The following is a 14449-nucleotide window of genomic DNA, read 5'->3' as shown; positions in this document are numbered from 1 at the left end:
CGTCTGCGCCGATGGTACTGCTACACCAAGTGGGAGAGTAGGCCGCCGCCTTTTTCGAAAGTCCCTTACAGAAATGTAAGGGACTTTTTTTATGCCATGAATTCAAAAAATTATTCACCTCTAAACTTCATGATCAATCATTTATAGGTCATCATTCTTCAAAGGAGGTTTTTCTTGGAACCCTAAAGTCTTTATAATTCAATAACACTTCATCCGAACCTATAGTCAGGAAAATTAGGATATAGTTTTCTGAAAATGCCTAATACTTAATATAGGGTGAGCTATGTGCGAGTTGTTGGGTATACATTCTATAATATTAATTAATTGAAATAAATTAACAGAGTATGGGATAGAAAAGTGTTTTTTGATAAAACAAACTATTGTAAAACTCTTACACTTGTTTATTATAGTTTTATTACTTCGGTATAATTAAATATTAAAGTAAACAAAAACCCCCTCTACAATATTGTAGAGGGGGTTTTTGTAAAGTGAAAATTAATTTTTTAAACCCTTGGTAAATCTCCTTCTCCCTTTAATGGAAGGTAAGATTTGCCCATAAGGTACTTATCTACATGATGAGCAGCTTGTCTCCCTTCGGAAATGGCCCAAACTATCAAAGATTGACCTCTTCGTTGGTCACCTGCAACAAAAACACCGGGTACATTACTCTTGTAATCGACTGCTGTTGCCTTGATGTTTGTTCTTGGGTCGACTTCCAATCCTAATTGTTCGGCAATCGTCATTTCAGATCCTGTAAAACCTAGGGCCAAAAGAGCCAATTCACACTTCCATTCTTTTTCAGTGCCTTCTATTTCTTTTAATACAGGGCGTTTCCCAGGTTCATTGATCCACTCCACTTCAGAAGTTATCAGACCTTTAAGATTTCCATCTTTATCACCAATGAATTCTTTGGTTGATATGCTGAAAAATCGCTGGGCTCCTTCTTTATGTGAAGAACTTGTACGTAAACGCATTGGCCAGAAAGGCCAAGGTTGCCCTTCGGGTCTTTCGGGTGTGCCTTTACCCATAATCTCAAAGTTAGATACGGATTTGGCACCATGTCTGATTGAGGTTCCGATACAATCCGAGCCAGTATCCCCACCACCGATTACGATAACATCTTTATCAGTTGCCAATATTTCTTCTCCTAAATCTTTGATGCCGTCGACCCTTCTATTGTTTTGCCCTAGAAAATCCATGGCCTGAACCACTCCTTTCAATTCTATTCCTTTTATGGGTAAACTACGTCTAACAGTAGCTCCACCACACAGTACCAAGGCATCGAAATCATTCTTTAAATCTTCAGCTTTGATATCTACCCCCACGTGTATTCCACATTTAAATATGATACCTTCTTCTTCCAAGACTTTCAATCTCCTATCAATGACATTCTTTTCCATTTTAAAATCAGGAATTCCATATCGTAATAGTCCGCCTGGTTTTTCATCCCTTTCGAAAACCGTGACCAAATGTCCGGCACGATTAAGTTGCTGCGCAGCAGCCAATCCTGATGGTCCTGAACCTATGACCGCTACTTTTTTCCCGGTTCGTTCGGTGGGAGGCATTGGTTTTATCCAACCGTTGGTGAAAGCGGTCTCTACAATATTCTTTTCGATATTCTCAATGGTTACAGGGTCTTCATTAATACCCAATACACATGCTTCTTCACATGGTGCGGGACATAATCTACCTGTAAATTCCGGAAAATTGTTCGTGGAATGTAACATTTCAGCTGCTTTTTCCCATTTGCCTCTATATACTGCATCGTTGAAATCAGGAATTAGGTTACCTAATGGACAACCACTATGGCAAAATGGAATACCGCAATCCATACATCGGGCACCTTGATCCTTTAATTCCGTTTCTTTCATCGGCAGGGTAAATTCTTTGTAATTTTTTACCCTTGTCTCTACTGGAGCGTATTCTTCTATTTTCCTATCGAATTCCAAAAAACCTGTAATCTTTCCCATGTTTCGATTTATATTGTTTGTAATTTTTCTTTTTCCAAACGGATCAACGCCTGTTTGTATTCTTCTGGGAATACCTTCACGAAATCAGGAAGACATTCCTCCCAATGTTCAAGAATGCGCTGTGCCAAAGGACTCATTGTATAGTTATAATGACTTTCGATAAGGTCTTTCAACTGTTTTATGTCTTGATCTTCTTCCACAGGTAATAAGTTCAATGCTTCTTTATTACAATGGCTTTCGAATGTTTTGTTCTTATCATATACAAAGGCAATGCCACCACTCATACCAGCTCCGAAATTACGACCTACTTCACCAAGTATAACTGCAACTCCACCTGTCATATATTCGCATCCATGATCACCTATACCTTCTACTACCGTCTTTGCGCCAGAATTACGAACACAAAAACGTTCACCGGCCTTACCGTTGATATAGGCCCGACCCGCGGTAGCCCCATAAAGTGTTACGTTCCCGGTAATCACATTTTCTTCAGGTATAATGGTTGATTTTTCTGGAACTTTGATGACCAATTTAGCACCTGAAAGTCCTTTGCCCAAATAATCGTTGGTGTTACCGTTTACGGTCATTGTAAGTCCGCGTGTGGCAAATGCTCCGAAACTTTGACCAGCAGAACCTGTAAAGTTCAATTTAATTGTATTCAGCGGAAGGCCTTGAGCGCCATAAACCTTTGAAATTTCGTTACTGATTATTGCGCCGATGGCCCTATCGGTATTTTTGATAGGAAAGTCCAATGAGATTTTTTCTTTTCGGAATAATGCCGGATGGGCTTTTTCCAAAATTTCAAATTCAATGGATTTGTTTACATCGTGCTGCTGTTTTGTCGTATTGTGGAACTTAGTTCCTTTAGGTACGTCGATTTCATGAAGAATAGGTGTAAGATCTATTCCGTTTGCTTTATAGTGGTCAATGGCTTTTTTACGATCCAATTTTTGTACTTGGCCTACCATTTCGTTTATAGTCCTGAATCCCAATTGGGCCATGATTTCCCTAAGTTCTTGGGCAACGAAATACATGTAATTTACAACATGTTCCGGTTTACCTTCGAATTTTTTGCGTAATTCAGGATTCTGTGTGGCAATACCTACTGGACAAGTATTGAGGTGGCATACTCGCATCATCACACAGCCTGAAGCTACAAGAGGTGCGGTTGCAAAACCAAATTCCTCTGCTCCCAATAGACATGCAATGGCGACATCACGGCCTGTTTTCAATTGCCCGTCACATTCTAGTACGATTCTATTTCTTAGGTCGTTTAGAACTAATGTCTGTTGTGCTTCCGCAATACCCAATTCCCACGGTAGTCCTGCATGTTTCAACGAAGTTAAAGGAGAAGCCCCCGTTCCACCGTCGAAACCTGAGATAAGTATAACGTCTGCTTTTGCTTTTGAAACTCCTGCGGCAACTGTACCAACACCTACTTCGGATACCAATTTAACATTGATACGTGCTTTTCTATTGGCGGATTTTAAATCGAAAATCAATTGTGATAAATCTTCGATGGAATATATATCGTGATGTGGAGGTGGGGAAATCAGTCCTACATAGGGCGTTGAATTCCGGGTTTTTGCAATGGCCGGATTAACCTTTGGTCCGGGTAATTGCCCACCTTCACCAGGCTTGGCCCCTTGGGCCATTTTTATTTGGATTTCCTGTGCATTGGTCAAATAGTTCGAGGTAACCCCGAACCTACCCGATGCCACCTGTTTAATGGCACTGTTTCGCCAATCACCTGTTTGGTTTTTATAAAAACGTGCAGCATCTTCACCACCTTCGCCCGAATTGCTCTTACCACCGATACGGTTCATAGCTATAGCTAAATTTTCATGGGCTTCTTTACTAATCGATCCATAGGACATTGCACCGGTCTTGAATCGTTTTACGATATCGGTCCATGGTTCAACTTCATCTAAAGGAATGGGATCGTAATTCGAGAATTCGAACAACCCACGAATGGTCATCAAACTTTTTGATTGTTCATTTACCAGCTCTGCAAATTCCTTATAAGTTTCTGGTTCGTTGCCCCGAACGGCTTTTTGCAGTTTGGCAACCGTTAAGGGGTTGAACATGTGTTTTTCACCATTTCTTCTCCAACGGTATTCACCTCCCATTTCTAGATCAAGGTTCCCTGCTATTTCTTTTTTCGAATAAGCATTATGGTGCCTTTTTGCGATTTCTTTCTCTATTTCATAAAGTCCGACTCCTTGTATTCTGGTTGGGGTGTTCGGGAAATATTTGTTCACCACCTTGGTATTGATTCCTATACATTCGAACAATTGTGATCCGCGATAGGAATTTAGTGTAGATATCCCGATTTTATTCATCACTTTAAGAATACCTTTTCCTATGGCCTTATTATAATTGTTTACGGCTTCTTCAAAAGTGATTTCCGTGATATCGTTCTTTTCAATTTGTTCCGCGATAATCTCATTTACCAAATAAGGGTTTATGGCACTGGCGCCAAAACCGAACAAGAGCGCAAAATGATGTACTTCGCGAGGTTCAGCAGACTCGATAATGATACTTAATTTAGAACGGTTACCTTTTTTCTGAAGGCCGTTATTTACGAAAGAACAAGCTAATAAAGCTGGGATCGGGGCCTTTTCCTCATTGGTGTTCCTGTCAGATAGAATAATGATATTCGCACCTTCATCAATGGCTTTCGAGGCTTGGTTCAATACCGATTCAAGGGCATCTTCCAATCCGTTTAACCCTCTTTTTATCTCATATAAGATAGGAATGGATACAACTTTATAATCTGGACTTGCATCATAATTTTTTATTTTGTCCAAATCTTCCTTGGATATTACCGGATTCTGGATCTTTAACTTTCTACAGTGGTTCTCGGTGATTGTAAAAAGATTGTGGTCACTGCCTAAAGTTAGGCTTATATCTGTAATCAGTTCTTCACGAATACCATCCAAAGGCGGATTGGTAACTTGTGCGAACAGCTGTTTAAAATAGTTGTATATGTGCTGTGGACGCTCCGATAAGACTGCTATTGGCGTGTCTGATCCCATTGAACCGATAGGTTCTTTGGCTGTTTTGCCCATAGGAAGGATGATCGTATTAATGTCTTCAAGAGTATACCCGAAAACAGATTTACGTTTTTCCAAGGAAGCTTCGCCTAAAAATAGCGGACAATCGTTGTAAGGGATATCCCTAAGGTGTACAAGGTTGTCATCCAGCCATTTTTTATAAGGATGACGTTGGGCTATTTCTTCCTTGATTTCCTCATCATTTATGATCCTGCCTTCTTCCATGTTCACCAAGAACATTTTACCAGGTTCAAGTCTTCCGTGAAATTCTACATCTTCCGGTTTAATATCTATAACCCCGGTTTCTGAGGACATTATAACGTTACCTTGTTTGGTCACCGTATAGCGAGAAGGTCTTAAACCATTTCTGTCTAAAAGTGCGCCAATATAGTTTCCGTCGGTAAAAGGGATTGATGCAGGTCCGTCCCAAGGCTCCATGGTACATGAGTTGTATTCATAGAAGGCACGTTTGGCCTCGGACATTTCCGTATTCTTTTCCCAAGCTTCGGGTACGAGCATCATCATTACTTCAGGGAGAGAACGGCCGGTCATCAAAAGTAGTTCAACAACCATGTCCATGGTAGCTGAATCTGATTTTCCTGGAAGTACAACCGGTAATATTTTTTTGATATCATCGCCGAACCAATCACTTTCCAATAATTCTTCCCTAGATTTCATACGTGTAACATTTCCACGTAGGGTATTTATCTCCCCATTGTGGCACATGTACCTGAAAGGTTGTGCCAAATCCCAAGTAGGGAAAGTGTTGGTAGAGAATCGTTGATGTACCAATGACAGTCTTGTGACTACCCTTGAATCCATCAAATCGGTATAATAAAGGCTTATATCCTTAGGCATTAAGAGCCCTTTGAATATGATTATTTTTGTTGAAAGACTGGGAACATAAAAGAATTTGTTCTCAGATAATTTAGACTTTAATATAGCATGTTCGGTAATTTTTCTGGCAATGAATAATTTCAAATTGAATTGAAAATCATCTTGATCCTCATTTTCCTTTGCGATGAAAATCTGTTTGACAAAAGGTTCGGTTTCCATGGCAATACGGCCGGGAATCGAACGGTTTACAGGGACATCGCGCCACCCAAGTAATTTTAAGCCTTGATTTTCAATGTTCTTTTCGAATTCGGATATACAGAAAACCCTTTGGTTATCTTTCTGTGGAAGAAAGATATTACCAACCGCATATTCTCCTGCAGATGGTAGGTCAAAATCGCAAACATCGGTAAAGAAATCATGGGGTATATCAATAAGTATACCGGCCCCATCCCCGGTTTTGCCATCTGCACTTACCGCACCACGGTGCTCAAGTTTGTCCAAAATCTCCAATGCCTTATGGATAATATCATTTGATTTTTTTCCTTTAAGGCTACATATAAAACCTGCACCACAATTATCATGTTCAAATTCGGGTAGGTACAATCCTTGTTTTGTCAACTTCATAAATTAAGGTATTTGTGTAAAAATATTACATTCTATGAATTATCCTTAGCACTGATTTGATTTATAACAAAAAAATCCAACGTTTTTAAATATTTGATTAATTACCCTTAAAATCGGATTTTTAGGATGGTTTTTTTGAGAAATCCGCAAAAGTTCGAAAGAATGAAAGTCCATATAATGGACTGTGATTGCTTCTTGTTGTATAATAGGTATAAAAACCGGATTTTAAGGGTTCATTTTCCTATTTCGACTATTCTGGAAAAAATCAATGGAACGAATTCAAAGACCTTATCACGTATTACGTTAAAGATAAACTTAATTCCGTAGAATGCTTCGTGAAATAACGATTTTCTGTATTTCGGAAGTGCCTTCGTATATTTGAGTTATTTTGGCATCTCGCATAAGTCGTTCAACGTGATAATCTTTTACAAAACCATTGCCGCCATGAATTTGAACAGCTTCGATTGTAGTGTCCATCGCTGTTTTGGATGCATGTAATTTCGCTATGGCACCCGATAGATCATAATTGGCACCGATGTCCTTATCTCGGGCAGCTTTATAGACTAAAAGCCTGGTCGCTTCGATTTGTGTGTGCATATCGGCCAATTTAAATGCAATGGCTTGGTGGTTGGCGATCTCTGTTCCAAAAGCCTTTCGTTCTTTTGCATATTTTTTCGCTAGTTCGTAAGCACCGGCAGCTATGCCTAAAGCTTGTGAGGCAATACCGATTCGGCCTCCGGCCAAGGTTTTCATGGCAAATTTGAAACCAAATCCATCCTCACCGATCCTATTTTCTTTTGGCACTTTTACATCGTTGAAATTTAGGGAATGGGTATCACTTCCGCGTATGCCCAATTTATTTTCTTTCGGGCCTATTTCAAAACCCGGCACACCTTTCTCTACAATAAGGGCATTGATGCCCTTGTGCCCTTTATCTTTGTCCGTTTGGGCGATTACAAGGTAAACCGAGGCCGAATTACCATTTGTGATCCAGTTCTTGGTGCCATTCAGGATATAATGGTCGCCCTTGTCAATTGCAGTGGTTTTTTGTGAAGTTGCATCACTACCGGCTTCCGGTTCTGAAAGACAAAATGCCCCGATGATCTCTCCTGTTGCCAGAGGTTTTAAATACTTGATTTTTTGCTCTTCGGTGCCATAGGTTTCGAGCCCCCAGCAAACCAATGAATTGTTAACGGATACTACTACCGAGGATGAGGCGTCTATTTTGGATAATTCTTCCATGACAAGGGTATAGGAAACAGTATCAAGGCCGCTACCCCCGTACTTTGGGTCTACCATCATTCCCATAAAACCGAGTTCTCCCATTCTTTTGACCTGTTCGGCCGGAAATTTTTGGGTTTCGTCCCTTTCGATTACACCGGGCAAAAGTTCGTTTTGTGCAAATTCACGTGCAGCCTCCTGTATCATCTTTTGTTCTTCGGAAATAGAGAAATCCATGGCAAAATATTTTTTTGTATTCACAACAAATATACAGTTATGTTGCAAATTTCAAAATGTAATGGGGAGATGTTTCAGAAGTGTGAAAATTTAAAGATTGGAAGAAGGAAAAGCTATTATTTAAATTCTGTATTTTATATTTGTTTCAGAGTTTACCTCAATTTGATTAAAACAAGATTATGAGACAACACTAACCCCTTTGGGGGAATTAATGTTAGAATGATGCCAGCTATTAGAATGAAATCAAAGTCACATAATCTATAAAATCAAAATAATGAAGAAACTTCTTCAAGCATACGAGGATAAGCAACCCGAAATTATATTCAATTGGAAAGACCCGGAGACAGAAGCTGAAGGCTGGGCGGTAATCAATTCGCTCAGGGGAGGTGCTGCCGGTGGTGGTACACGAATGAGGGAAGGATTGGACCTGAACGAGGTTCTTTCATTGGCAAAGACTATGGAAGTTAAATTCACTGTATCGGGACCTCCTATAGGTGGGGCCAAGTCAGGAATAAACTTCAATCCACATGACCCTAGGAAGAAAGGCGTTTTGGAACGTTGGTACCATGCCGTTGCCCCTTTGTTGAAAAGTTATTATGGTACGGGAGGGGATCTTAATGTTGATGAAATAAAAGAAGTTATACCCATCACGGAAGATGCTGGGGTATGGCATCCACAAGAAGGGGTTTTCAATGGTCATTTTAAGCCTACTGAGGCCGATAAGATAAATAGGATAGGTCAATTGCGCTTGGGGGTTATAAAGCCTCTTGAGAGTAGTCGGTATTCGCCCGATGTCTCTAGGAAGTATACGGTTGCCGATATGATTACCGGTTATGGCGTGGCTGAGGCCGTACGTCATTATTACGATATTTTCGGAGGTAATGTAATGGGCAAACGGGCGGTGATCCAAGGTTTTGGGAATGTAGGAGGAGCGGCGGCATTTTATCTGGCCCAAATGGGGGCAAAGATCGTTGGTATATTGGATAGGACTGGGGGAGTTATAAAAGAAGAAGGGTTTTCTTTTGAAGAAATAAAGGATTTTTATTTGAATAAGCAGGGTAATAATCTAATGGCCAGTGCCGATCAAATGATTCCTTTTGATGAAATCAATCGGAAAATTTGGGAACTCCAAACAGAAATATTCGCTCCTTGTGCTGCTTCGAGGCTCATAACCAAGGACCAGATCTCAAAAATGATCGGTACAGGACTCGAAGTAATATCATGCGGGGCCAATGTTCCCTTTGCGGATAAAGAGATTTTCTTTGGTCCTATTATGGAATATGCCGATGGAAAAGTGAGTTTGATTCCCGATTTTATATCCAATTGTGGAATGGCAAGGGTTTTTGCATATTTCATGGAGAAAAGAGTAGGAATGGATGATGAATTGATATTTAAAGATACTTCCGATACCATTCGAAAAGCAATTTTGAATATCTTTAAGCAAAATCAATCGAAACAGAATTTAAGTGAAACCGGATTTGAAATTGCCTTAAAGCAATTAGTTTAATAAATTTTTACACATATGGAAACCATTATTATTGCCATTTTCCTAGCAGGGTACCTTGCCATTACGCTAGAGCACAATCTTAAAATAGACAAATTAATTCCAGCATTGGCCATGATGGCCTTGCTATGGGCCGTTATTGCCTTAGGGCATATGCCCGTCTTTGAGGTGAATGCCGAGCTTAGGGAATTGGAACCTACCCATATAGATGAAATATTACTGCATCATTTGGGAAAAACGGCAGAAATATTGTTTTTCCTTCTAGGGGCTATGACCATTGTTGAAATTATAGATTATTTCGACGGTTTTGCTGCGATCAAGAGTTTTATTAAAACCAGGAGTAAGAAAAAATTATTATGGTTGTTTGCCATATTGGCTTTTATCTTATCCGCTATAATCGATAACCTAACGGCCACGATCGTATTGATAACCATTTTACAGAAGGTTATAAATGATCGCGATACCCGCTTATGGTTTGCAGGTCTTATTATTATAGCTGCGAATGCTGGTGGGGCTTGGTCGCCTATTGGGGATGTTACGACAACAATGCTTTGGATCGCCCATAAGGTAAGTGCCATGCAATTGATCGAGCACGTACTGATACCATCAATAGTATGTATGGTAGTACCGGTACTTTTGGCCAGTAGAAATAAAGCTTTCAAGGGGCAGATTGAAGGGGCAATCAATGAGGATGAGGGGCCAAAGTCCAAATTTGGACCTACCATGTTGTATTTAGGATTGTCCGCGATTGTATTTGTGCCGATTTTCAAGACCGTTACTCATTTACCTCCTTATGTAGGAATGATGCTTTCCTTGGCCGTAGTGGCTACATTTGCTGAAATTTACAGTAATGCAAAATTCAATATCTCTAACGTAAATGGGCATGATAATGGCCATGTTGGCCATCACAGTCCTGTTCACCATTCATTGTCGAAAATCGAGTTGCCAAGTATACTGTTTTTCTTAGGGATACTCTTGGCTGTTGCCGCTATGGAATCGTTGGGTATACTTTTTCACGCAGCGGGCGGTTTAAATACCGCAATTCCGAATACCGATATAGTAGTAATGCTTTTTGGTGTAGGTTCTGCAGTTATAGATAATGTTCCATTAGTAGCGGCAAGTATGGGTATGTTCTCAGAAGGAATTGATAATCCCTTATGGCATTTCATAGCATATTCAGCCGGTACTGGGGGTAGTATGTTGATCATAGGTTCGGCTGCAGGTGTTGTGGCCATGGGTATGGAGAAAATAGATTTCTTCTGGTACCTTAAAAAAATCGCATGGCTTGCTTTGGTAGGTTTTCTGGCAGGTGCCGCAACCTTTGTTTTATTAAGGGATTTTATGTTAAACGCATAATTTAATCGATAAAACTCCGTTATTAAGGCAACTTAAAGAATAGAAATTATATGTCAATGTTACAAGATCTTGCTCAAGACCCAGCAGTGGGTGAAGTTCTATCCGAAGAAAAGACACTCTCGGTCATAGATTTGATTTTTAGTGGGGGTACGGGAAGTATCGTCATTATCGCAATTTTATTTGTTTTGTTGTTCGTTGCCCTGTACATCTATTTTGAACGCATTTTTGCCATTAAGGCCGCTTCAAAAATAGATAAGGATTTTATGAACCAGATACGAGATCATGTTACCAATGGAAAATTGGAAGCGGCAAAATTATTATGTGCCCAAACAGATTCCCCGGTAGCCCGATTGACTGAAAAAGGCGTCTCAAGAATAGGGAAACCTTTGGACGACATAAATACGGCCATTGAAAATGCCGGTACCTTAGAAGTTTATAAGTTGGAAAGAAACGTAAGTGTTTTGGCAACCGTGGCCGGTGCAGCGCCAATGATCGGTTTCTTAGGAACTGTTATTGGTATGATTTTGGCATTCCATGAAATGGCAACCAGTGGGGGACAAGCGGAAATGGGTTCTTTGGCTTCAGGTATTTATACGGCGATGACAACTACCGTAGCAGGATTGATAGTTGGTATTATCGCTTATATTGGTTACAACCACTTGGTGAACAGAACCGATAAAGTCGTTCATAAAATGGAAGCAAATGCAGTTGAGTTCCTCGACTTGTTGAACGAACCACTATAACTTAGGATGAAATTAAAAGGAAGAAATAAGGTGAGTCCGGACTTCAGTATGTCGTCCATGACCGATATTGTTTTTTTGTTGTTGATATTTTTTATGTTAACAGCGAATTCACCTAATGCCTTGGATTTACTTTTGCCTAAGGCGAAAGGGAAATCCACGAATACACAAAATGTTTCGGTAAGTATCAATAAGAACTTGGAATATTTTGTGAACAATGAGAGAATAAACGGAGAATATATTGAAATTGAATTAAAGAAAGCACTTGAAGGGCAAGACAAGCCCACTATCATCCTTAGGGCAGAAGAGAGCGTTGCCATTAAGGAGGCCGTGCATGTTATGGATATTGCCAATAGGAACAATTATAAGGTAATATTGGCCGTACGACCTAACTAAAGGGTAAACCTCAGTAAGAAAGTGCAACTGAGACTCTTCTATTTCACTATTGTTATTCCGGATATGGTTTTGGAATGTTTTCATCCGTAGGAGAAACAATCCGAACTTGCAAATCGACATTTTAAAACGCAATAGGTACAATGTCATTTTTAGATACGAGACACAAGAAAAAATCATTTACACTTACGACGGCCTTGTTGAGTGCGCTCGTACTATTGCTTTTTTATATAGGACTTACCTATATGGATCCCCCAATTGAGAATGGTATTTCTGTAAATTTTGGTTCTATGGACTTTGGTATGGGCGATAAACAACCCATGGAGAAAATTAGGTCAGAACCATTGGATATACCTGAGCCGCCAAATGTTCAGCAAGAACAAATAGAGGAGGCCATACCCGAAGAAGTGCAAGAGGAAGTGGTCGAGAAAGAGCAGCCTACGGAAAAAGTACTTACACAAGAAAGTGAGGAATCCATAAAGATAAAGCAACAAAAAGAAGCCAAGCGGAAAGCTGATGCAGCAGCCAAAAAGGCCAAAGCTGAAGCGGATAGGGTAGCACGTGAAAAGCGGGAAGCCGAAGAACAAAAAAGAAAAGAACAGGAAGCCAAGAAAGCAGAGTTGGATAAGCTAATGGGCGGACTCAACAAATCTGACGGTACGGCATCAGGAAGTGAAGGTGATGATAACCGCCCCGGTGATAAAGGGCAACCTGATGGGGATCCCTATGCAACAAGTTATTATGGTAGTCCCGGGTCTGGCAGTGGAACAGGAGGGTATGGCCTTAATGGTCGTTCTTTGGTAAGTAAGGGTAAAGTGCAGCAAGAGTGTAACCAAGAGGGCAGGGTAGTTGTTAAAATCGTAGTAGATCGTACAGGAAAAGTGATAAGCGCGACACCTGGCGTAAAAGGGACTACAAATAATAATCCTTGTTTATTGGAGCCTGCAAAGAAAACTGCTTTTAAACATAAGTGGAACTTAGATTCCAATGCACCCAGCCAACAAATTGGTTTTGTGGTGGTCAATTTTAAATTAGGGGGATAAGTGACCTATAAAGAAACTTTGGATTGGATGTTTGCCCAACTTCCAGCCTATCAGCAAAAAGGAAAAGTCGCATATAATGGCAAAATGGATAATATCCGGGCTTTTTCAACTTTTTTAAACCATCCCGAAACAAAATTCAAAAGTATTCATGTGGCCGGTACCAATGGTAAAGGTTCCAGTAGTCATATGTTGGCTTCAATATTACAAGAGGCAGGATATAAAGTAGGATTGTATACATCGCCACATTTAAAGGATTTTAGGGAACGTATAAAAATCAATGGGAAAACTATTCGAAAAAAGAAGGTAGTTGGGTTTATCGAGAAGAATAAAGCATTTTTAGAAGAGTACCAATTGTCTTTTTTTGAAATGACCGTAGGAATGGCCTTAGATTTTTTTGCATCTGAAAAGGTAGATATAGCCGTGGTCGAGGTTGGTCTCGGAGGTCGTTTGGATTCAACGAACATCCTTAATCCCGAAGTAGCGTTGATAACCAATATCGGGATGGATCATTTGGATATGCTTGGTGATACTCTAGGGAAAATCGCTAAGGAAAAAGCAGGTATCATTAAAGAGGGCATTCCAGTAGTCGTTAGTGAATATCAAGAGGAAATTGCTGAGGTTTTCCATAATGTAGCAGTATCAAAGAATGCGAAGGTGATTTTTGCTGAAAAAGTCATACACAAGACGTTCAAGACATCTTTATTGGGAAATTATCAATCCAAGAATGTGAAAGGGGTGCTTGCCGTACTTACCGAACTTAAGGACTATAAGATCAAGAAAAAACATATTAAAAGTGGGCTCAAACATGTTGTAAAGAATACAGGATTGTTAGGTAGATGGCAGATTTTGAATAAAAAACCTTTTGTTGTTTGCGATACGGCCCACAATAAAGAAGGTCTTACCTATGTAACCGAACAATTGGCACAACAGGATTTTAATGAGTTGCATATGGTACTTGGCTTCGTTAAAGAGAAGGATCTTGATAGTATATTGCCTCTTTTTCCTAAAAATGCCCATTATTATTTTTGTAAGCCGAATATAATGCGAGGTTTGGATGTCGAGATTTTGGTCAACAAGGCTAAAATGCATGCATTGAAAGGAGAATCATATAACTCTGTGGATAAGGCGTTTAAAGCTGCTTTGAAAACAGCAGGTAAAAAAGATTTAATTTTTATTGGTGGTAGTACATTTACAGTTGCAGAAGTAGTGTGATTTTTTTTAATTTTTTCTTTTGGGGATTAGAAAACTATTCTATATTTGCACCCCGTTAGGGCTCTTAGCTCAGTTGGTTCAGAGCACCTGCCTTACAAGCAGGGGGTCACTGGTTCGAATCCAGTAGGGCCCACAAAGGCTATCTAAATTTAGATAGCCTTTTTTTATTTGCGCTAAATCCATTTTTATTATAAAAAGTTGGATAGATAGTACAAGGTTCGAGCATATCTTACTCCCTAAATAATATTCCATTTAG

At 39.8% G+C, this 14449-nt stretch carries 9 protein-coding genes and 1 tRNA gene; 7 read left to right on the top strand and 3 right to left on the bottom strand.

Annotated elements, in window-relative coordinates; all coding sequences use genetic code 11:
* Nucleotides 1-503: 503 nt before the first annotated feature.
* The 3 genes from GJ691_RS17150 to GJ691_RS17140 all read right to left on the bottom strand — a co-directional run bounded on the left by GJ691_RS17150 (nucleotide 504) and on the right by GJ691_RS17140 (nucleotide 7945).
* Nucleotides 504-1970 (bottom strand): glutamate synthase subunit beta, encoded by a 1467-nt coding sequence (locus tag GJ691_RS17150; RefSeq protein ID WP_154369120.1) that lies wholly within the window; start codon nucleotides 1968-1970, stop codon nucleotides 504-506.
* A gap of 8 nt (nucleotides 1971-1978) precedes the next feature.
* Nucleotides 1979-6487, bottom strand: a complete 4509-nt coding sequence (gltB, locus tag GJ691_RS17145) for a glutamate synthase large subunit (protein WP_154369118.1) — start codon at nucleotides 6485-6487, stop codon at nucleotides 1979-1981.
* Nucleotides 6488-6802: 315 nt separating this feature from the next.
* A complete protein-coding gene (locus GJ691_RS17140; RefSeq protein ID WP_154369149.1) occupies nucleotides 6803-7945 on the bottom strand; it encodes an acyl-CoA dehydrogenase family protein in 1143 nt (380 codons plus the stop codon).
* A 274-nt stretch (nucleotides 7946-8219) separates the two neighbouring features.
* Between GJ691_RS17140 and GJ691_RS17135 the strand changes: the two genes are divergently transcribed.
* The 7 genes from GJ691_RS17135 to GJ691_RS17105 all read left to right on the top strand — a co-directional run bounded on the left by GJ691_RS17135 (nucleotide 8220) and on the right by GJ691_RS17105 (nucleotide 14326).
* Complete coding sequence (locus GJ691_RS17135) at nucleotides 8220-9452, top strand: Glu/Leu/Phe/Val dehydrogenase dimerization domain-containing protein (RefSeq protein ID WP_154369116.1); 1233 nt, start codon at nucleotides 8220-8222, stop codon at nucleotides 9450-9452.
* Nucleotides 9453-9467: 15 nt separating this feature from the next.
* The gene (gene nhaD, locus GJ691_RS17130; protein ID WP_154369114.1) at nucleotides 9468-10805 is read left to right on the top strand and encodes a sodium:proton antiporter NhaD; all 1338 of its coding nucleotides are present in this window, start codon (nucleotides 9468-9470) and stop codon (nucleotides 10803-10805) included.
* A 50-nt stretch (nucleotides 10806-10855) separates the two neighbouring features.
* Nucleotides 10856-11548 carry a MotA/TolQ/ExbB proton channel family protein gene (locus GJ691_RS17125; protein ID WP_154369112.1) on the top strand — a complete coding sequence of 231 codons (693 nt, stop codon included), beginning with the start codon at nucleotides 10856-10858 and terminating at the stop codon, nucleotides 11546-11548.
* 6 nt (nucleotides 11549-11554) lie between these two features.
* Nucleotides 11555-11941, top strand: a complete 387-nt coding sequence (locus GJ691_RS17120; RefSeq protein ID WP_154369110.1) for an ExbD/TolR family protein — start codon at nucleotides 11555-11557, stop codon at nucleotides 11939-11941.
* A gap of 140 nt (nucleotides 11942-12081) precedes the next feature.
* On the top strand, nucleotides 12082-12981 hold the full coding sequence (locus GJ691_RS17115) for an energy transducer TonB (protein ID WP_154369108.1): 900 nt from the start codon (nucleotides 12082-12084) through the stop codon (nucleotides 12979-12981).
* Nucleotides 12982-14193 carry a glutamate ligase domain-containing protein gene (locus tag GJ691_RS17110; RefSeq protein ID WP_179955164.1) on the top strand — a complete coding sequence of 404 codons (1212 nt, stop codon included), beginning with the start codon at nucleotides 12982-12984 and terminating at the stop codon, nucleotides 14191-14193.
* 58 nt (nucleotides 14194-14251) lie between these two features.
* A tRNA-Val gene (locus GJ691_RS17105) sits at nucleotides 14252-14326 on the top strand.
* Nucleotides 14327-14449 lie beyond the last annotated feature (123 nt).

This window comes from Maribacter luteus (genome assembly GCF_009674825.1).
Lineage (GTDB): Bacteria > Bacteroidota > Bacteroidia > Flavobacteriales > Flavobacteriaceae > Maribacter_A > Maribacter_A luteus.
The sequence above is the reverse complement of the archived record's forward strand: the minus strand, read 5'-3'. Positions and strand labels throughout refer to the sequence as shown.